19 protein-coding genes are annotated in these 18931 nt (G+C 58.8%); 11 read left to right on the top strand and 8 right to left on the bottom strand.

Annotated features, from left to right (window positions below; genetic code table 11):
* Positions 1-49: 49 nt before the first annotated feature.
* From qcrC to ACFSYH_RS01705, 4 genes are all read left to right on the top strand, one after another.
* The gene (qcrC, locus tag ACFSYH_RS01720) at positions 50-829 is read left to right on the top strand and encodes a cytochrome bc1 complex diheme cytochrome c subunit (RefSeq protein ID WP_377464733.1); all 780 of its coding nucleotides are present in this window, start codon (positions 50-52) and stop codon (positions 827-829) included.
* Positions 826-1854 (top strand): cytochrome bc1 complex Rieske iron-sulfur subunit, encoded by a 1029-nt coding sequence (qcrA, locus tag ACFSYH_RS01715; protein ID WP_377464732.1) that lies wholly within the window; start codon positions 826-828, stop codon positions 1852-1854. Before qcrC ends, qcrA begins: the two co-directional genes overlap by 4 nt.
* Positions 1851-3458, top strand: a complete 1608-nt coding sequence (gene qcrB, locus ACFSYH_RS01710; RefSeq protein WP_377464731.1) for a cytochrome bc1 complex cytochrome b subunit — start codon at positions 1851-1853, stop codon at positions 3456-3458. The genes qcrA and qcrB overlap by 4 nt, the downstream gene beginning before the upstream one ends.
* A 208-nt stretch (positions 3459-3666) precedes the next feature.
* Positions 3667-4290: a superoxide dismutase gene (locus ACFSYH_RS01705; protein ID WP_377464730.1), complete on the top strand. Its 624-nt coding sequence runs from the start codon at positions 3667-3669 to the stop codon at positions 4288-4290.
* A 540-nt stretch (positions 4291-4830) separates the two neighbouring features.
* On the opposite strand, the gene ACFSYH_RS01700 is transcribed toward ACFSYH_RS01705, so the two are convergent.
* Genes ACFSYH_RS01700 through ctaC form a run of 3 tightly spaced genes read right to left on the bottom strand, consistent with a single transcriptional unit; the run spans position 4831 to position 7867 of the window.
* The gene (locus tag ACFSYH_RS01700) at positions 4831-5232 is read right to left on the bottom strand and encodes a cytochrome c oxidase subunit 4 (RefSeq protein WP_377464729.1); all 402 of its coding nucleotides are present in this window, start codon (positions 5230-5232) and stop codon (positions 4831-4833) included.
* 2 nt (positions 5233-5234) lie between these two features.
* Positions 5235-7004 (bottom strand): aa3-type cytochrome oxidase subunit I, encoded by a 1770-nt coding sequence (gene ctaD, locus ACFSYH_RS01695; protein ID WP_377464728.1) that lies wholly within the window; start codon positions 7002-7004, stop codon positions 5235-5237.
* Positions 7004-7867 (bottom strand): aa3-type cytochrome oxidase subunit II, encoded by an 864-nt coding sequence (ctaC, locus tag ACFSYH_RS01690; protein WP_377464726.1) that lies wholly within the window; start codon positions 7865-7867, stop codon positions 7004-7006. Before ctaC ends, ctaD begins: the two co-directional genes overlap by 1 nt.
* A gap of 354 nt (positions 7868-8221) precedes the next feature.
* Between ctaC and ACFSYH_RS01685 the strand changes: the two genes are divergently transcribed.
* Positions 8222-9415 carry a cysteine desulfurase family protein gene (locus tag ACFSYH_RS01685; RefSeq protein WP_377464725.1) on the top strand — a complete coding sequence of 398 codons (1194 nt, stop codon included), beginning with the start codon at positions 8222-8224 and terminating at the stop codon, positions 9413-9415.
* Positions 9412-9648, top strand: a complete 237-nt coding sequence (locus ACFSYH_RS01680; RefSeq protein ID WP_377464724.1) for a sulfurtransferase TusA family protein — start codon at positions 9412-9414, stop codon at positions 9646-9648. The genes ACFSYH_RS01685 and ACFSYH_RS01680 overlap by 4 nt, the downstream gene beginning before the upstream one ends.
* Before the next feature lie 60 nt (positions 9649-9708).
* Here ACFSYH_RS01680 and ACFSYH_RS01675 read toward each other — a convergent pair whose 3' ends face one another.
* Complete coding sequence (locus tag ACFSYH_RS01675; protein WP_377464723.1) at positions 9709-10059, bottom strand: HesB/IscA family protein; 351 nt, start codon at positions 10057-10059, stop codon at positions 9709-9711.
* A 182-nt stretch (positions 10060-10241) separates the two neighbouring features.
* Positions 10242-11285: a glycerate kinase gene (locus ACFSYH_RS01670; protein WP_377464722.1), complete on the bottom strand. Its 1044-nt coding sequence runs from the start codon at positions 11283-11285 to the stop codon at positions 10242-10244.
* A 100-nt stretch (positions 11286-11385) separates the two neighbouring features.
* On the opposite strand from ACFSYH_RS01670, the gene nadA reads away from it, so the two are divergent.
* Positions 11386-12588: a quinolinate synthase NadA gene (nadA, locus tag ACFSYH_RS01665; protein WP_377464720.1), complete on the top strand. Its 1203-nt coding sequence runs from the start codon at positions 11386-11388 to the stop codon at positions 12586-12588.
* 13 nt (positions 12589-12601) lie between these two features.
* Complete coding sequence (locus tag ACFSYH_RS01660; protein WP_377464719.1) at positions 12602-13135, top strand: acyl-CoA thioesterase; 534 nt, start codon at positions 12602-12604, stop codon at positions 13133-13135.
* 73 nt (positions 13136-13208) lie between these two features.
* Here ACFSYH_RS01660 and ACFSYH_RS01655 read toward each other — a convergent pair whose 3' ends face one another.
* On the bottom strand, positions 13209-14552 hold the full coding sequence (locus ACFSYH_RS01655) for a dipeptidase (RefSeq protein ID WP_377464718.1): 1344 nt from the start codon (positions 14550-14552) through the stop codon (positions 13209-13211).
* Between the two features lie 134 nt (positions 14553-14686).
* Between ACFSYH_RS01655 and ACFSYH_RS01650 the strand changes: the two genes are divergently transcribed.
* Positions 14687-15304: a DUF3043 domain-containing protein gene (locus ACFSYH_RS01650; RefSeq protein WP_377464716.1), complete on the top strand. Its 618-nt coding sequence runs from the start codon at positions 14687-14689 to the stop codon at positions 15302-15304.
* A 41-nt stretch (positions 15305-15345) separates the two neighbouring features.
* A complete protein-coding gene (locus ACFSYH_RS01645) occupies positions 15346-16347 on the top strand; it encodes an aldo/keto reductase family protein (protein ID WP_377464714.1) in 1002 nt (333 codons plus the stop codon).
* Between the two features lie 76 nt (positions 16348-16423).
* On the opposite strand, the gene ACFSYH_RS01640 is transcribed toward ACFSYH_RS01645, so the two are convergent.
* Together ACFSYH_RS01640 and ACFSYH_RS01635 are read right to left on the bottom strand one after the other, a co-directional pair.
* Complete coding sequence (locus ACFSYH_RS01640; protein WP_377464712.1) at positions 16424-17029, bottom strand: response regulator transcription factor; 606 nt, start codon at positions 17027-17029, stop codon at positions 16424-16426.
* The gene (locus ACFSYH_RS01635) at positions 17026-18141 is read right to left on the bottom strand and encodes a sensor histidine kinase (RefSeq protein WP_377464711.1); all 1116 of its coding nucleotides are present in this window, start codon (positions 18139-18141) and stop codon (positions 17026-17028) included. The genes ACFSYH_RS01640 and ACFSYH_RS01635 overlap by 4 nt, the downstream gene beginning before the upstream one ends.
* Positions 18142-18390: 249 nt before the next feature.
* Between ACFSYH_RS01635 and ACFSYH_RS01630 the strand changes: the two genes are divergently transcribed.
* Positions 18391-18891 (top strand): hypothetical protein, encoded by a 501-nt coding sequence (locus tag ACFSYH_RS01630; protein ID WP_377464710.1) that lies wholly within the window; start codon positions 18391-18393, stop codon positions 18889-18891.
* The last annotated feature ends 40 nt before the right edge of the window (positions 18892-18931 follow it).

Raw genomic sequence — 18931 nt, 5'->3', positions numbered from 1 at the left:
CAACCGCACTAACCACTCATCCCCCCCATAGCGAGACGAGGATCGATTCGTGAAGGCACTCGCTGCCCGCCGACACCACCGCTTCATGCCGGTGGTGCTCGTTATGTTCGCGCTGCTTGTTGTCGGCGCTGCTTACGCAGCGTTCGCACCAAGCTCGGCCAGCGCGGATACTGCGACAACTCAAGATATTGAAGAGGGTCGAAAGCTCTTCTTGGCCAACTGCGCAACCTGCCACGGACCAGACGCAGAAGGAACCGATACCGTTCCTTCGCTGATCGGTGTCGGTGCTGCAGCCGTTGACTTCCAGGTAGGCACCGGACGCATGCCCATGCAGTCCACTGCGCCTCAGGCGCCGGCCAAGCCAGTACAGATGGACGAAACCCAGACACGTCAGTTGTCCGCGTATGTGGCTTCTCTCGGCCCTGGCCCCTCCATTCCATCCGCAGACGCCGTTGACCCAGAACTCGGTGACGCAGCAAGCGGTGCCGCGCTGTTCGCAACCAACTGCGCGATGTGCCACAACGCTGTCGGTGCCGGTGGTGCGCTTTCCGAGGGAAAGTTCGCTCCTGCCCTCTGGGACACCACTCCAACCCACCTCTACGAGGCGATGCTCACTGGCCCTCAGTCGATGCCGGTCTTCAACGACGCGACGCTGACCCCAGAAGAGAAGCGCGACATCATCGCCTACGTCGTAGAGCAGCGTGACGGATCCGCCGGTGGACTCGGCCTCGGCTCGCTCGGACCAGTTTCCGAGGGTGTCTGGGTATGGGTCGTCGGAATGGGCGTGCTCATCGGATTCGCCGTATGGATTGGAGCTAAATCCTCATGAGTGAACAGAACAAGAGCCACGTCGACTCAGGGGTAGACCTCCTCGCAGACCGCTTTGTTGACCCGGGCCTACCTGAGCACAAAGAGCGGATGAGCGACAAGGATCCGAAGGCCGCCAAGCGCGCTGAACTTCAGGTCTCGATCCTCTTCCTGATCTCGATCATCGGTACGATCGCCTCGATCGTGGTTTTCTTCGCAATCCGTCCAGAGGGCACCACCGAGTCTGTACGCAACGCCAATCTCGCGCTCGGACTCTCCATCGGTTTCGCGCTGCTCGGCATCGGTACCGCAGCAGTTCACTGGGCCAAGGCCCTCATGTCCGACCATGAGGTCGTGGATGAGCGTCACCCCCTTGAGTCCACGCCTGAAGACCGCGAAGCAGCAGTTGCAGAGCTGACCCAGGGTGTCAAGGACGCAAACATTGAGCGCCGTACCGTTCTGAAGGGAACGATGATCACGGCACTCGCCCTGTTCCCACTGACCATCGCCGTGCCACTGGTTTCCTCGGTGGGTGGAGACTGGGATGTGTCCAAGTTCCGTCACACCATCTGGAAGCGGGGCACGCGTCTGACCACGGACCCGAACGGACGCCCACTCAAGGCCTCCGATGTCACTCTCGGTTCCGTTGTGCACATCATTCCTGAGGCAACCGAAGAAGAGCGTTCGTCCCACCACTGGATCACCGAGAAGGCAAAGGCCGTTGTCCTCCTCGTGCGCCTCGACCCCAAAGACCTCAAGGAAACAGAGGAGCGCAAGTCCTGGAGCTACGACGGAATCGTCGCCTACTCCAAGATCTGCACCCACGTTGGCTGCCCCGTGGCTCTCTACGAGCAACAGACACACCACCTTCTGTGCCCATGCCACCAGTCCACGTTCGACGTAGCTGACGGCGCAAAGGTTGTGTTCGGTCCGGCAAAGCGTGCACTGCCTCAGTTGCCAATCACCGTCGATGACGAGGGCTACCTGATCGCACAGGACGACTTCAATGAACCTATCGGTCCTAGCTACTGGGAGCGTCTCAAGTGACAACACCTACCGCCAAGAAGGCAGCCGCTGCCGGAGACTACCTAGACCAGCGGACCAACATTGCAGTAGCGGTCAAGGGATTTGCTCGTAAGGTTTTCCCTGACCACTGGTCATTCCTCCTGGGTGAGATAGCGCTGTACTCGTTCATCGTGCTGCTCGTCTCGGGATTCTTCCTGACCATGTTCTTCGTTCCGTCGATGAGCCTTGTCACCTACCACGGCCCTATCGCATCGATGGACGGGCGCCTCATGTCCGAGGCCTTCGCATCCACTCTGTACACCTCCTACGAGGTGCCAGGTGGACTCCTGATGCGTCAGGTACACCACTGGGCCGCACTGCTGTTCATGGCTTCCATCGTGACCCACATGATGCGCGTCTTCTTCACCGGTGCGTTCCGCAAGCCACGTGAGCTCAACTGGATGGTCGGCTTCCTGCTGATGATCCTGGGCCTCCTGGCAGGCTTCACCGGTTACTCGCTGCCAGATGATGTTCTGTCCGGTAACGGTCTGCGTATCACCGACGGTGTTGTGAAGTCGATTCCGATCATCGGGTCATACATGTCCTACTTCATCTTCGGTGGAGAATTCCCAGGCGAGCACATCATCCCTCGTCTGTTCTCTCTGCACGTGATGGTTGTGCCTGCACTGATCATTTCACTGATCGCACTGCACCTGTTGTTCGTGGTCCTCCACAAGCACACCCAGTACCCGGGTGGTGGCCGTACCGACAAGAACGTCGTGGGTTTCCCATTGTTCCCTGTCTACGTTGCGAAGGCCGGTGGATTCTTCTTCATCGTCTTCGGCGTTCTCGCCCTCATGGGTGGAACCATGGCAATCAACAACGTGTGGAACTACGGCCCCTACGACCCGTCCCCTGTCTCCGCGGGCGCGCAACCTGACTGGTACATGCTGTTCCTCGAAGGCTCCCTGCGACTGATGCCCGGTCAGACCGAGTACGTCATCGCTGGCTACACCCTTTCGTTGAACATCCTGATTCCTGCGGTGGTCGTACCAGGTCTGCTGTTTACGTTCCTCGCCGTTTATCCGTTCGTTGAAGCACGTGTAACCAACGACAAGCGCGAGCACCACGTATTGGATCGTCCACGTAACGTGCCGACCCGTACGGCTCTCGGCGTGGCATTCCTGTCCGCATTCATAGTTCTTGCGGTGGCAGGTTCCAATGACCTCGTTGCAACCCACTTCCACATGTCGCTGAACTCGATCACGTGGGCGCTGCGTATCCTATTGTTCGTCCTCCCAGTGGTGACGTTCTGGATCACCAAGCGCATCTGCTTGTCGCTACAGCGCAAGGACCGCGAACTCGTGCTGCACGGACACGAATCCGGTAACGTCTACCAGTTTGCAAGTGGTGAGACCATTGAGGTTCACACCCCGCTCAACGAGCAGGAGCGCTGGCTGCGCGTCAACTACGACGCCCACGCGCCACTTGAGATTGAACCAGCCGAAGACTCGCGCGGCGTCCGCCGTAAGGGATACAAGGCTGATCGTCGCTGGCAGAAACTCTCGAGGTTCTTCTACGAGGACCGCGTTGAGCCAGTACGTCCATCCGAACTCTCGGACGACCACCACGAGGGTGGCCACTAACATGCGGCGTTATGTTAGCCATTAGGTTAATAAACGCTCGAACGTTGGACGCGACCGACGCCTTCAAGTAGTTTGGAGGCAAGGTTGCCAGGAGGCCCGCGATCCAGTTTCTTACGAATTTCGTGGGAATGGATCGCGGGCCTCCTTGTTGTAACTAAAGATCGTTCGATCAACCGATCGAAGACACCACTAGTTGGAGGTACAGGGTATGGCTGTGTACACGCTGCCAGAACTTTCTTACGATTACGGCGCTCTTGAGCCACACATCTCCGGTCGCATCATGGAGTTGCACCACTCGAAGCACCACAACGCATATGTCACCGGTGCCAACACCGCACTCGAGCAACTCGAGGAAGCACGTGAAAAGAGTGACTTCTCGGCGATCAACCAGATCGAAAAGAACCTCGCCTTCAACCTTGGTGGACACGTAAACCACACCGCGTTCTGGGCGAACCTCTCCCCTGAGGGTGGCGAGCCTGAGGGCGACTTGGCGGCTGCAATCGATGAGCAGTTCGGCTCCTTCGAGGCCTTTAAGAAGCACTTCGCTGCTGTTGCCGCGGGCGTTCAGGGTTCCGGCTGGGCAATCCTCGCATGGGACTCCGTAGGCTCGAGGCTCATCATCGTCCAGTTGTACGACCAGCAGGGAAACATCCCACTGGGCCTGACCCCAATCGTCCTTCTTGACGTATGGGAGCACGCGTACTACCTCGACTACCAGAACGTGCGTGCAGACTATGTCACCGCATGGTGGAACATCGTTAACTGGAAGGATGCAGGCGAACGTTTCGCCCGTGCACGCACCCAGACCGCTGGGCTTATCCTTCCTGCGTGATGACGCGCGCATAAACGCCTGCCTGAGAGGGTTTATCGGCCAGAAATGACCCTAACAGAAGCGCCTAGAGGGCTCCTGAAACCATTCAGGGGCCCTCTTTCGTTTCTCCTAGGTATCGGTTAGAGGGCTTTCCACATACTTGCCCGCTTAACGTTCCCTGTCTTCTGGGCTCACTGTGCATCTAAGTTCCTACTCCGGCCCGGGCTCACGACCAATGCCCCGACGTTGCGGCTGTGTCGGCGATATCGCCAGAAAATGTCGCAACGTCGAAGCCTGGTTTTGGTAGAGCTAGAGGCATAGAGCTTGATCTGGGAACAGTTCCCGCAGGCCATGTGTAGTGGACGCGCGTGAACTTTCGAAGTAGAGGCTAACGGCCAAAACGTGTGGATGAGCTTGGTTGTAGACCTTGGGTGGTAAGGGCTGCGGGGACACGTCTGCCCCTAGTCCGACCAGCCGCCAAAAGGAAATAGAGATGGGAGGGCCTCCCCGGAAACGTCCGGGGAGGCCCTCCCATCTGTCGAGTGTGAAAGCGGCCTCAGATCAGTGCGAGTGGATTCCGCGTGAGTACTCGAATACCCAGCCCACCAGAGCGATAACCCCCAGTACGGCGCCGACTCCGAAGATCCACCAGCCGATCGCAACACCAAGGAAGCAGATCGATGCTGCACCGGCGAGAACGATTGGCCACCAACTCCAAGGTGAGAAGAAGCCGTAGGGCCCTGCACCTTGAGCGATTTCGCCTTCGGGGTCATCGGATGGACGTGGGTCAATCCGACGAGCTACGAGTGAGAGATACACACCCACCATGAACACAAGACCGGCGGTGAGGATCAAACAGGTGAAACCAACCCATTCGTTCCAATCGGTCATGAACCCGTAGATCACTGCGATCACGATGAAGAACGGGATCAGAAGGTTAAAGAGGTTTGCCTCGATCTTCATGCTCAGTTCTCCTTTCCACTGTCGTCATTCGACTCGGGGTTCTGGTCCAGAACTTCTTCCTGGCCCGTACGCTCTGCCTCACCATAGATGTGGTCCAGTGGCGTTTGCGGCGCTACTGGGTGGTCCATCGCTGCAACCTCTGGGTGGTGCAGGTCGTAGGCTGGGCGTTCGGAACGGATGCGTGGAAGGGATACGAAGTTGTGGCGTGGTGGTGGGCATGAGGTTGCCCATTCGAGTGATCCACCGAAGCCCCATGGATCATCCACCTCTACCTTTGGCGCGTTACGCCAGGTGATGTAGACGTTCCACAGGAATGGAAGGGTGGATGCCGCGAGGACGAAAGATCCTACGGTGGATACCTGGTTCAGGAATGTGAACCCGTCTTCCTGCAGGTAGTCCGCGTAACGGCGTGGCATGCCTTCGACGCCGAGCACGTGCTGCACAAGGAAGGTCGCGTGGAAGCCGAAGAACAGCAGCCAGAAGTGAACCTTTCCAAGGCGTTCGTTGAGCATGCGTCCGGTGAACTTCGGCCACCAGAAGTAGAAGCCCGCGAACATTGCGAACACAACGGTTCCGAAGACCACGTAGTGGAAGTGCGCCACCACGAAGTAGGAGTCGGAGAGTTGGAAGTCCATCGCTGGGCTCGAAAGGATCACACCGGTCAGACCACCGAAGAGGAAGGTCACGAGGAATCCGATTGACCAGAGCATCGGCGTCTCGAACGTGAGCTTTCCACGCCACATGGTTCCGATCCAGTTGAAGAACTTCACGCCCGTTGGTACCGCGATGAGCATGGTCATGAACGCGAAGAAGTCGAGCATGACCGCACCGGTGACGTACATGTGGTGAGCCCACACGGTAACGGAGAGCGCTGCGATGGCGATTGTCGCGTAGATCAGACCCTTGTAACCGAAGATCGGTTTACGCGAGAAGACTGGGAAGATCTCAGAGACGATGCCGAAGAACGGTAGCGCGATGATGTACACCTCGGGGTGTCCGAAGAACCAGAAGAGGTGCTGCCACAGGATCGACCCACCGTTTTCGGGGAGGAAGATCTGCGAGCCGAGACGACGATCCGAGCCGAGTGCAAACAGCGCGGATGCGAGCGGTGGGAACGCCATGATGATGAGCATCGAGGTGACGAGGGTGTTCCACGTGAAGATTGGCATGCGGAACATCGTCATACCTGGTGCACGCATCGTGATGATCGTGGTGATGAAGTTGACACCACCAAGGATCGTACCGAAACCACCGAGTGCCAGACCAAAGACCCAGAGGTCCCCACCCGAGCCAGGGCTGTAGGTGGTGGATGACAGTGGCGTGTATGCGAACCAGCCGAAGGAGGCTGCACCTTCACGGGTGAAGAAGCCTGCGCTTGCGATGAGTCCTCCGAAGAGGAACAGCCAGAACGCGAAGGCGTTGAGGCGTGGGAACGCGACGTCTGGGGCACCGATTTGCAGTGGTACGAGGAAGTTGGCAAATCCGGCGAACAGCGGTGTTGCGAAGAGCAACAGCATGATCGTTCCATGCATGGTGAACAGTTGGTTGTACTGTTCGAGGCTTTGAACGATCTGGATGCCTGGCTCAAAGAGTTCTGCGCGGATGACAAGAGCCATCAGGCCACCGATGCAGAAGAAGATGAACGATGCGATCAGGTACATGTACCCGATCGTCTTGTGGTCAGTTGACGTGATCCACTTGACGATAGTACGGCCAAGGGTTTGGCGATCGTTACGCAGACCTGGAACGTGTTCTGGGGTTGTAGCGCCCATCAGTGCTCACTCCCCTCAGATTGTGCGTCATAGTGCTTGTAACGGTTGAGTTCTTCCCCGAGGCGACCAACGTTGCCCTGCTCGCGCAGTTCGTCCATCTTTGCCTCGTACTCTTCCTCGCTGACGACAGCGACCTGGAAGAGCATTCCGGAGTGGTATTCACCGCACAGTTCCGCGCACTTTCCGGCGTAGTATCCCTCGCGCAGTGGGATGACCTGCCAGGTATTGGAGCGGCCCGGAATCATGTCCATCTTGTCCAGGAACGCGGGGATCCAGAACGAGTGGTTCACGTCGCGTGAGACAAGGGTGAACTCAACGGTCTTGTTGACCGGTAGGTACAGGGTTGGGAGCGATTCATGGGTGCCGCGTTCTCCGAGGCTGCCCTCAAGCTCACCGACGTTGGCCACGTGAGTGCCCGAGAAGTAGACGTCATCGTCCAGGTAGTTGAAGTCCCAGCTCCATTGCTTACCGTAGACCTCGATGCTGATGTCTGGGGTGGCGTCGGTGGCACGGATTGCGGCCATGTCGCGTTGCGTGTAGAAGAACAGCACGCCGACCATGACGATGGGAACCACCGTATAAAGGATCTCGAGTGGCAGGTGGTATCGGGTTTGCACTGGCAACTTGTTGTCGCCCTTACGCTTCCGGTATACGACGACACACCAGATTGTCAGGCCCCATACGAGTACACCAACGATGAGCGCCGCAATCCATGAACCAACCCAGAGGTTGGTGATGCGTTCGGTCATGTTGGTGACGGGGCCGTCTTCGTAGCCTGGCATCCAGCCACGCTGCGCCTCGGGGGAACACCCTGAGACTGTCAGCACGAGAAGGCCTGTTGCACCTAGCAACAAGCCTTTCATGCGAGCACTGCTTTTATTATTTTGCGAGCGCAAAGGGGGGCCTTTCACTTCACGTCCCTGTGCCGTCGCCTGGGCGGGTCAACACGGGACCTTCGTCCTCGACAGTGTTAGCGTATCGTGCAAACACGCTAGTGGAACAATCAAACCCCCGGTTTCCGTGTGAGAATTACCGCAAGGGACAAAGTTCGCCACAGATTCCACCGAGGTGTCATTATCCGGTGGATGTTCTGACTGTCTCTCCCGAATCTTCACTTTATTGTGAAGTCGCACGAAACCTACGGTTCACCATGTGGACAACGCGTTGGCCCTTCGGCCGACAGGCCTCCTGAGACCGCATAAGGAAAGAAAACCAGCATGACTCCCTCCGTGTTCGATAACGCAGACTCGTCCACTCATGGCTCGCACTCTGAGACCATTGCGGCGCGTGCAAACTTCGATGCGGGGGGAAACGCGCGCATCTCTGAATTGGGACGTTCTGCCTACCTGCAGGCGCTTGAGGACGGTTGGGCGGATCACCGTCGACTGCATACGGAAGGTCGCAGGGCCCGTTCTCTGTTCGATGCGTCTCGCGAGACGATTGCAGCGGTGCTCGGAGCGCGTACCGATGAGATCCATGTCGCCCCCTCGGCAACATCCGCTCTACACACTGCCGTCGCTGCACTCTGTGCGGGTCGGGCGCGTGTCTCGAACATGACGGTTATGGGTGCGGTTGAACGTTCCGCTCTCATCAACGCGACGATGTTCCATGGGGAGCACACGCTCATTGAGGTCGATTCACGGGGACGTGTGGAGGTGGATGGCTTCGCGCACGCTCTCAAGGAACAACCGACCGCGTTCGCGGCTCTCCAACAGGCGAACCATGAGGTGGGTACCATTCAACCCGTTGGTGAAATCGCGGAGCTTGCCCGCACAGCTCAGGTTCCCCTGCTCGTGGATGCCTCGGCGTCCATCGGTCACATTGCTGCCCCAGCGCGCACCGATTGGGATGCTCTCGTGGCCAATCCAGCAGATTGGGGTGCGGGTTCAGGCATCGGCATCCTCGCACTCAAGCCACGCACACGTACACGTCGCACCTGGCCAGAAGATCAGGATGCTTGGTTTCCCGGCGGCGCGAGCCTGCCGGCACTGTTTGCGGCGGCAGTGACGCTCTCGGAGACTGAACGGCTACGGCAGGTCCGCGCCAACCAACACCGGGCATGGATCGACCAGATCCGAGCAGCGGCAGCGCACATCCCAGATGCTGAGGTCGTGGGTGACCCGCATGATAGGCTCCCGCATCTCGCAACGTTCTCGTTCCTGTACGTGGACGGTGAAGCAATCACATCGGAACTCGACAAGCACGGTTTCGCGGTCGGTTCCGGTTCCGCGTGCACCTCAGCCACCCTGAATCCAAGCCACGTGCTGGCTGCGATGGGCGTGCTGACGCACGGCAATGTCCGGGTAGCGCTCGATTGGGACGTCACGCAACAGGACGTGGACCGTTTTATTGAGGTACTCCCCCGCGCGGTACGTTCGGTGCGCTCTCTCATGGGAGCGGAGGATCTATGACCACCCACGTCCTCGACACGATCGGGCTGCGCTGTCCCATACCGATCATCAAGATGGCCAAAATGGCGGCCACGCTACAGCCGGGCGATGACATCGACATCGTCTCGTCGGACCCAGCAGCCGAGTACGACATCGTCTCATGGGCCCGCATGAAGGGACACAGGTGCTCCGACCCGGTGTTCACGGATGATCCGTGGAGCGTCCGTTACACGGTGACCATCACACGTACCTGAAAACAAAAGTGGGCTGCTCCCAGAGATCTGAGAGCAGCCCACATGCTTTTGGGGATTCGATCAGGCGAACGAACCACCGCACGCGCAGCCTTCGCCTGCGTTCGGGTTGTCGATTGTGAAGCCCTGCTTCTCGATCGTGTCGGCAAAGTCGATGGTCGCGCCCTCGAGGTAGGGAACGCTCATCTTGTCCACGACCACCTCAACGCCATCGAAGTCGCGTACGTGGTCACCATCGAGCAGACGCTCGTCGAAGTAGAGCTGGTAGATCAGTCCGGAGCAACCACCTGGCTGAACTGCAACACGAAGACGGAGGTCATCGCGACCCTCCTGCTCGAGGAGGCTCTTGATCTTGCCAGCAGCAAAGTCGGTCAGCAGCACGCCGTGTGTTGCGATGTCAGTCGTTTCGCTCATCTTTTTCTCCGTTGTGCTTGCGAAAAGGTCGGATGCAGTTCCGCGTGGTTTACCCATATCACCGATGTGTCGTTCAATACATTAGGTTCCAACTTCACAGCGGGCGCGGTTATTCCTGCGTCGAGAAACATTGTAGTGCGGTTGAGGCCTTCTCTGGATACTAAGCGAGGTATATCACCGTTTCAGCGGTTGGGTGTCCACGATATGGCCAGCCGTGCGGCGGTTTCGTTGAGTTGAGTGTCGTCGCACACGTAACTGCCGGAGATACCTGCGGCGGCGAGTTCGCGAGTGCTCATGATCTGTTCCCGAGTGATCGCGACGACTGGCAGCGCATGCTGCGCTGCCAGTTCCGTTGCAATGCCGAGGGTCGAGTTTGCGTGGGTACGTCCGTCGAGGACTTCCTGATTGACGACGACAAGGTCGCTGGCGGCGACGTGTTGCGGTAGGTCGAACTGTGCGGCCAGGACGCGGCTGAGCGGCAGCGCTCGGGCTCCAGCCGCGAGCAACGCGAAGCCTGCACCGCCTGCCGCTCCTGCGGCATCGTGTCGTGCGAGGCCTTTGTAGTTCTCGGTTGAGGGTGCACCGCCAACCAGTAGCGACGGTTCATGGGTATGTAACGGCTGCCCTATCTTCCCCAACCCGAACAACAACGATGAGTTGATGCGCTCGCGCTCTTGCGCTTCGCTGCTCTCAAGGTCGCCCAGCAGAGCGGCCGTGCCCGACATGCCATGCATGCCCGTCAACGGAACGTTCTCGGTGTAGGTCACGATCACGTCCATATCCGCCAGGAACTCAGCCACGGCATATACAGACGAATCGTAGAGTTCGGGGTCCGCGAGTATTTCGCTGGCAGGCAACACCATCGCACCGATCCGGTCAATCAGCTTTGACAGCAACCCTGCCCCGCTGTCGGGATAGGCATACCGCGGTAACGCGACCACAACCCGAGAGCAACCCGAGCGCACCGCCGTGACCAACTCGTCGGCAAGCAAGGTCTGCCAGCGCGACATCCCCGGGTAGGCGATCACCAACGCGGTCTGAGTGAAGCCGCCACGCGTCGCGGCGTGATGCTGCCACACGGCACGCACAGCCGCAGTGTCAGAGGCAAACGGAAGCCCGAACACTTGGGTGTGCAGGGCGGCATCCTGCCACGAGGAAACGAGTTGAGAGGTGACAAACTGCCCCGACTGGTCGACTGGTTCGTCGGCGATGATGAGAACCCGCATGTGAAAAACCATAACGCCTCGGCTCACGCCCTGCGGAATCGTGATGCAACTGCGCCCATCCGCTTATCGGGTCCTAGTCCACATATGGGATGATGGTTGGGTGAGTACATTGCTAGGCACCACGTTCCAAGAGCCCACCAAGTCGCCCGCCCTGCTCCTCCTGGGGCAGAACCGCGACCTCGTTTCCGAACGCGGCGTTGAGTGCGCCGGTGGCCTGCCCGCAGCGAGTGATCCCGACCTGGTCGAACGCGCTCGCGTGGCCCGCGCTGCCCTCGGCGACCGCGCCTTCATCCTTGGTCACCACTATCAGCGCGACGAGGTCATCGATTTCGCCGATGTGACCGGTGACTCCTTCAAGCTTGCCCGCGAGGCGGCCGCCCGCCCCGAGGCTGAATACATCATCTTCTGTGGCGTGCACTTCATGGCGGAAAGCGCGGACATCCTCACCTCAGACTTCCAGAAGGTCATCCTTCCCGACCTCGCTGCCGGTTGCTCGATGGCGGACATGGCAGCGATCAACCAGGTTGAGGATGCATGGGACGACCTTGTGGCCGCCGGAATCGCCGAGCAGACGATCCCCGTGACCTACATGAACTCGACCGCCGCAATCAAGGCCTTCACCGGTCGCCACGGCGGAACCGTGTGCACGTCATCCAACGCCGAGGTCGCCCTACGCTGGGCGTTCGATCAGGTCGGCGGAGTCGAAGGCACCGGAAAGGTCCTCTTCCTGCCAGACCAGCACCTCGGCCGCAACACCGCCGTGCTGAAACTGGGTCTCTCGCTCGACGACTGCGTGGTCTACGATCCACGCAAGCCAAACGGCGGACTCACCCAGGAGGAACTCAACCGTGCCCGCATGATCCTGTGGCGTGGACACTGCTCCGTACACGGGCGTTTCTCGCTCAAGAACATCGAGGACATGCGCGCCGCCGTTCCAGGCGTAAACATTTTGTCTCACCCCGAGTGCAAGCACGAGGTCATCGCTGCATCCGACTACGTTGGGTCAACCGAGTACATCATCAAGACGCTGGAAGCAGCCGAGCCAGGATCCTCGTGGGCGATCGGAACCGAACTCAACCTCGTGCGCCGTCTCGCAAACGCGCACAGCGACAAGAACATCCACTTCCTCGATGACACCGTGTGCTTCTGCTCCACCATGAACCGGATTGACCTCCCGCACCTCGTGTGGGCGATGGAATCCCTCGTGGCAGGACAGGAAATCAACCAGATCGTCGTGGATGAGGACGACGCCCACTGGGCACGAGTCGCCCTCGACCAGATGCTGGCACTGCCAGGGCTGTAATAACCTAATACGCGTGACCCGCAACATTGATCTCGCCCTCGCAACATATCTCCCCCGCAAACCAATCCCCGGATTCGGCGTTCTAGACATCTCAATCACCAATGTGCGTGCACGCCTTGGTGACATCGACATCTACATGCACGTCAACAACTCCAAGTACTTGGCGATGATGGACGCCGCCCGGTCAAACATGATCGCGGACATGGGTGGGATGAAGACCCTGAACACACTCGGCTGGTACCCAGTCGTTGCCGCCTCCTCCGTCAAATACAGGGCATCGTTGAGACTTGGGCAGAAAGCTCACATCGAAACGCGAGTTGTTGGCTGGGATCAGCGCATCTGCTACGTCTCGCAGGTCATCAAACGCGACGATGTGGTCTACACCGAAGCCTGGATCGCAGCGCGGTTCCTCGCCCGTAAGGGGCCGAAGCCCTCTCCTGCGCAGGTACTCGAGGCGCTCGGCTCCACGATGGATTCTCCCCCGCTAGCTGACGATATGAGGTTGTGGGCGGATGCCGCTGGCGTCCTGTTTCGCGAGAAGAACTAGTTCCACAACTCAAAAGAGCGACGGTACCCGGTGATGGGTGCCGTCGCTCTTTCTTTTCGAACGCTGTAGTTACTTAGTCACGTTTGAGGCCCGCGAGCAGGAGAGCTTCAGCCAGGACAACCTTCTGCAACTCTGCAAGGTCAACGGACTCGTTCGCTCCATGTGCACGCGAGTCTGGGTCTTCAACACCGGTGACGAGGATTTCGGCATCCGGGTAGACCTCAAGTAGGTCCGCAATAAATGGGATGGAGCCACCGATTCCGGTGTCCACCGGCTCAACACCCCACGCCTGTTCGAACGCGTTACGGGCAGCCACCATAGCTGGGGTGTCTTCCGGTGCCAAGAACGGCTTGCCGACCTCACCATCATGCACCGTGACCTTCGCACCGAATGGCGCATGGCCCTCTAGGTGGTCCCGCAATGCCACGAGCGCCGCATCCGGGTCTTGTCCCGGGGCGATACGCATGGAGATCTTGGCGCTCGCCTTAGGTTGAATCGTGTTCGACGACAGCGCTACGGTTGGCGCATCGATACCGATGATCGAAATAGCCGGTTTGGTCCATAAACGAGCGGTGATCGGGCCGGTACCAGCGAGTTGGAAGTCTGGAAGCACACCGGCGTCAGCACGAAAATCAACCTCATCGTAGTCAACGCTGGGCTGCGCGGCGTGGGTTAGACCCGCAACCGCAACATCGCCCTCATCGTTGTGCAGAGTGGCGATCAGACGTGACAGCAGGGTCAACGAGTCGAGAACCGGTCCACCAAACATGCCGGAGTGGACGGCGTGAGTTGTCACCTCAACGTCAACCACGCAATCTACGAGGCCCCGCAGCGATGTGGTCAGTGCTGGCACGCCGACCTTCCAGTTGGCGGAGTCAGCGACCACGATTGCGTCCGCGCGAAGTTCGTCGCGGAACTCGGTCAGGAACTGAGTGAAGTACGGAGAACCAATCTCCTCTTCGCCCTCAATGAACAGGGTCACACCAACGCCCAGGTCGGAGCCGAGCGTCCGGAGCGCGCCGAGGTGCGCAATGATTCCAGCCTTGTCGTCCGCTGCACCGCGACCGTACAGACGACCATTGCGCTCTGTTGGCTCGAATGGATCGGTCTCCCACGTAGCCGAGTCCCCGGGAGGCTGCACATCGTGGTGCGCGTACAGCAGCACGGTTGGCTGTCCCTGCGGCGCTGGAATACGTGCGATGACCGCCGGACGGCTCTGCCCGGCCGTCACGACCCGGACATCGTCAATCCCTTCGGCGCGCAACAGACCTGCTACGGCCTCGGCGCTACGTGCGACATGTTCCTGATCGAAGGCATCCGCCGAGACGCTAGGGATTCGCACGAGGTTTTCGAGATCTGCACGCAGGGCTGGAAAGAGTTCTTGGACTTTGGTTTCATACTGTTGCTTTTGGCTCACCACACCAGATTACTCCGTGCCACACACCCAACTCAGTTCCTGTGAAGGCAGTCCCCTCGCTATGTTCGCGATGAGCGTGACTTCATTGAAAGGTGAGATTCGTTTAGCCGTGCCCGCTCACATAAGATATGGGGGTGAGTTCCCCAAAGAAGCAATCGAAGCCCGAGCCAGCTATCACCGAATCCTCATCCGTTCAGGAGGCGTTGGACAAGGCCAACCACAGGTCCGGTGGTAAGGGCCGCCCCACGCCGAGCCGTGCAGAGGCGGAGGCCGCCAAGCGTCGCCCGCTTGTGCCGTCTGATCGCCGCGCTGCCGCGAAGGCTCAGCGTGTCAAGGAACGCGCTGCTCGAGATGTCGAATATGCTGCGCTCAAGAGCGGGGACGAGGCAAATATGCCGTACCGCGACCGCGGCCCAGTCAAGCGTTACATTCGTGATTTCGTGGATGCTCGCCGTGGCATCGGCGAATACTTCCTGTATGCAGCGCTCGTATTCCTTGTGATGACGTTGCTGTCCAACCTCTCGCCGTGGATTGCGATCGTCGGCCTCGTGCTCATGTATCTCACGGTTATCCTCGCGGTCGTGGATGCGTTCGTCCTGTGGCGTCAACTCAAGAAGCGCCTAGTGAACAAGTTTGGGGATCAGGTTCTGAACACCCGCGGCCTTATGATGTACGCCGTTACCCGTGCATTCCAGTTCCGTCGCGGACGGCTTCCTAAGCCAGTGGTGAAACACGGCGAATACCCAGCCTGATTTTCAACCCAAGTTCGATGTAGTGGCATAGGCTAAAGACCATGCAATACAAATACCTCGGAAACTCCGGCCTCAAGATCTCGGAGTTCATCTACGGCAACTGGCTCACCCACGGTTCACAGGTTGAAAACGAAACCGCAACCAAGTGTGTGCATGCTGCACTCGACGCGGGAATCTCAACCTTCGACACCGCTGACGTGTACGCCAACACTGTTGCTGAAACGGTTCTCGGTGATGCCCTCAAGGGTCAACGCCGCGAATCGCTCGAAATCCTCACCAAGGTCTACTGGCCAACAGGTCCAGGCGGACACAACGACACAGGCCTATCCCGTAAGCACATCATGGAATCGATCAACGGTTCTCTGAAGCGACTCGGCACGGACTACGTAGACCTCTATCAGGCACACCGCTACGATGCCTCGACCCCACTCGAAGAGACGATGCTCGCGTTCGCGGACATCGTGCGTCAGGGTAAGGCACTGTACATCGGTGTCTCCGAGTGGACCGCTGACCAGATCCGTGCAGCGCACAAGTACTCAAAGGAACTCGGGTTCCAACTGATCTCCTCGCAGCCCCAGTACAACATGCTGTGGCGCGTCATCGAGGACGAGGTTGTCCCAACCTCTAAAGAACTCGGCCTCTCCCAGATCGTGTGGAGCCCACTGGCTGAAGGGCTCCTCACTGGAAAGTACCTTCCAGGTCAAGAGGCTCCTGCTGGATCTCGCGCGGCTAGTGAGAGTGTTTCGCGTTTCATCCGTTCCAAGATGAACGACGATCTGCTTGCTCGCATCCAGAATCTGAAGCCTGTCGCAGAGGAGTTGGAACTCACCCTTCCACAACTTGGCCTCGCGTGGGTCCTGCAGAACAAGAATGTCGCAGCGCCAATCATTGGTGCTTCGCGTCCGCAGCAGATCGCAGAGAACGTCAAGGCTGGCGGCGTCGAGATTCCTGCCGAGCTGATGGCCAAGATCGATGAGATCCTCGGCGACCATGTGAACCGTGACCCGAAGCAGACCCTCGCTGATCAGCCAGGGGAACGATGAGGTAACACCTTTAAAACGGGCAATGGGATGGAAACGCATTTGCGTTTCCATCCCATTGCCCGTTTAAGGCGCCTATCTACAGCCAGTCATGCTCGCGCGCATACCGTGCGGCGTCGTGGCGATTCGTCGTGTGGGTTTTGCCGATCGCGCTCGACAGGTAGTTGCGGATAGTTCCTGGTGCAAGGTGCAGGATCTGGGCCATGGCGGAAACAGAATAACCCTCGCCGGCAACGCGCAGCACATCGCGTTCGCGCTCCGTGAGCGGACAGTCCTCTATGAGAGCCTGCGCGGAGATCGCAGCATCAACGTATCGTCCACCTGCTGCGACCTCAGCCGCGACTTTGGCGATCAGGGACGGATCAGCGTCTTTACCGAGGAACCCTCGGACACCCAACCGAAGAGCCGTGCGCAGCACACCTGGGCGGGCATGTCGGGTGAGGATAACCACCGCATGACCCGGTGAACTGGTGAGGATGTGCTTGGCGACGTCGAGTCCATTCTTCTCGGGCATCTCCAGGTCCAAGAGTGCGACATCTGGCTGCAACTCATCAAACCTCTGAATCGCCTCAGACCCATCACTCGCCTCGGCAAGGATCTCCAGGTCACCCTCAAGCGGCAACAGAGTGGCGAGCGCTGTACGGATGAGCCCTTCATCATCGGCCAAAAGAACGGTGATCGTCATTCTGCCTCCTCCTCGAAGACCGCACGAAGGCAGAAGGTCGTGTCATCCGATTCAATCAGGAGTGTGCCACCAGCGTCTCTCATCCGCTGCTGCAAGGTGGCCAGCCCACGTAACGGTCTCAGCTGACTCGGCGTAATTCCATCGTTGCGTACGACGAGCACATCTGGGCCAACCATGATCACGACTCGCGCTGGTCTAGCGTGACGCAGAATGTTCGTGGTCGCCTCACGCAGGACCAGTGCAAGCGAACCCTGGTTCTCACCAGAACCCACATGCAGTTCATCGTCAAGGTATTCCACCTGAGTATCGATGCCCGCAGCGGTGAGCAGTTCGCGCGCATTGTTCAGTTCCGCGCTCAGCACGAGTTGATGCATCGAGTTGGCGAGGTCACGGGCCTGTTCGATTGTCTCAGCGGTGAGACGTCCAATATCTTCCAGTTCCCGTGCGGTTCGTTCCGGGTCTGCATGCTGGAGTCGTGCCGCCACCGCAGCCTTCAGCTTGATGACGTGCAGTGTATGACCTTGGACATCATGTAGGTCTGCTGCGAACCGGTTGCGTTCACGCAGAATTGACGCCTCGCGTTCAGCGTCCTTTGTACGTTCCAGTAGGTCAAACAGTCTGCGCTGATCGTCGCTCTCCACAATCGCGCTCGCCCAGGCAATCGCCACGACGCTCATCACGGAAATGGATTGGAGTTCCGCTCCGACATCGGGGAGTTGCGCCATGAGAAGTACCGAAATGACGAGAGCACATAGAGCAATGACCTGCAGTTGACCCCGGACTCGTCGGTAAGTGACCCACATGGCACCAGTGATCGTGATGCCCACAGCACCCATGAGGTTCGCGTGGGTAAATGCCGTCCACACAAGGGTTCCAGCACCAACGACTCCTGAGGCGAGCATGAGGTTTTGATGTGCAGGTTGAGCCCACCCGGTCAGCAACACCATGAAAGACAGTGCCAGACTCGGCGCTACTGCAAGTGCGGCAAACCAACTATCGGCGCCGACGAAACCTGCAGCCGCAGTCACACCTGCGGCGATCATATAGCTGCGCGTTGTTCTCCGATTCAATGTGCTACGCGCCTCATGCATGAGTGCATCGGAGCGGTTCATATATCCATCCAATTCAAACAATTCACGTCTAGGTATGCTCTCCGATGCCGCATAAGACTTCAGCGGTAGACGACCTCAATGATTCTGTCCATGCTCCTAGACGTCACGGTGCCATGGTAGTGACATGGCGTCATATATCTCCATGACACAAGGTCACTACGGCCAAGAGGTCTTCTCCTTCACGATTGAAAGCAGTGGCCGCACCACAAGGGTTCGGCTTTACCCGCACACAACGAGATGGAGAACCCCGTGAACCTCGACTTCGTAACAGACATTTTCACCTGGCTGGCACAGACGGCGGCCAGCGCCGACCCATGGCAGCAAGGAGGTGTGCTACTCCTCGCCGGGGCGATTCCATTCATCGAGTCCTACCTGGGTAGCTTTCTCGGCGTCATCGTCGGTGTGCCACCCGCACTTGCCGTTGCCGCGGCAGTGGTGGGCAACATCATCAGCACGTTCCTCGTGATAGCCACCGCAAGCGGTATCCGTGATGCGGCAACCAAGAACCGCGCCAGTAAGAGAGAACTCACACCGCGGCAACAGAAGATAGAGAAGTACCTCAATCGTTTCGGAGTTCCTGGCGTGTGCCTGCTAGGCCCGCTGGTTGTGGCAAGCCAGATCACGGCGCCAGCGCTCGTGGCCCTCGGTGCCAAGAGATCAAGCGTGTATCTGTTCCAAACCATCTCAATCATCGCGTGGGGCATACTCTTCGGGTTCTTCGGCGATGTGGTCGTGAACTGGTTCATGTAGATGGCCAGGAGAACACTCTAGTGGCTCACACTTGGGCCCA

Source organism: Populibacterium corticicola (assembly GCF_042683685.1).
Lineage (GTDB): Bacteria > Actinomycetota > Actinomycetes > Actinomycetales > Cellulomonadaceae > Timonella > Timonella corticicola.
The sequence above is the reverse complement of the archived record's forward strand: the minus strand, read 5'-3'. Positions and strand labels throughout refer to the sequence as shown.

Coding starts and splice junctions, on each gene's coding strand:
- ACFSYH_RS01675 (WP_377464723.1), bottom strand. CDS start 10,059: ATGAGCGAAACGACTGACATCGCAACACACGGCGTGCTGCTGACCGAC.
- ACFSYH_RS01705 (WP_377464730.1), top strand. CDS start 3,667: ATGGCTGTGTACACGCTGCCAGAACTTTCTTACGATTACGGCGCTCTT.
- ACFSYH_RS01680 (WP_377464724.1), top strand. CDS start 9,412: ATGACCACCCACGTCCTCGACACGATCGGGCTGCGCTGTCCCATACCG.
- ACFSYH_RS01635 (WP_377464711.1), bottom strand. CDS start 18,141: ATGAACCGCTCCGATGCACTCATGCATGAGGCGCGTAGCACATTGAAT.
- ACFSYH_RS01645 (WP_377464714.1), top strand. CDS start 15,346: ATGCAATACAAATACCTCGGAAACTCCGGCCTCAAGATCTCGGAGTTC.
- ctaC (WP_377464726.1), bottom strand. CDS start 7,867: ATGAAAGGCTTGTTGCTAGGTGCAACAGGCCTTCTCGTGCTGACAGTC.
- ACFSYH_RS01640 (WP_377464712.1), bottom strand. CDS start 17,029: ATGACGATCACCGTTCTTTTGGCCGATGATGAAGGGCTCATCCGTACA.
- qcrA (WP_377464732.1), top strand. CDS start 826: ATGAGTGAACAGAACAAGAGCCACGTCGACTCAGGGGTAGACCTCCTC.
- ctaD (WP_377464728.1), bottom strand. CDS start 7,004: ATGGGCGCTACAACCCCAGAACACGTTCCAGGTCTGCGTAACGATCGC.
- ACFSYH_RS01685 (WP_377464725.1), top strand. CDS start 8,222: ATGACTCCCTCCGTGTTCGATAACGCAGACTCGTCCACTCATGGCTCG.
- ACFSYH_RS01670 (WP_377464722.1), bottom strand. CDS start 11,285: ATGCGGGTTCTCATCATCGCCGACGAACCAGTCGACCAGTCGGGGCAG.
- ACFSYH_RS01700 (WP_377464729.1), bottom strand. CDS start 5,232: ATGAAGATCGAGGCAAACCTCTTTAACCTTCTGATCCCGTTCTTCATC.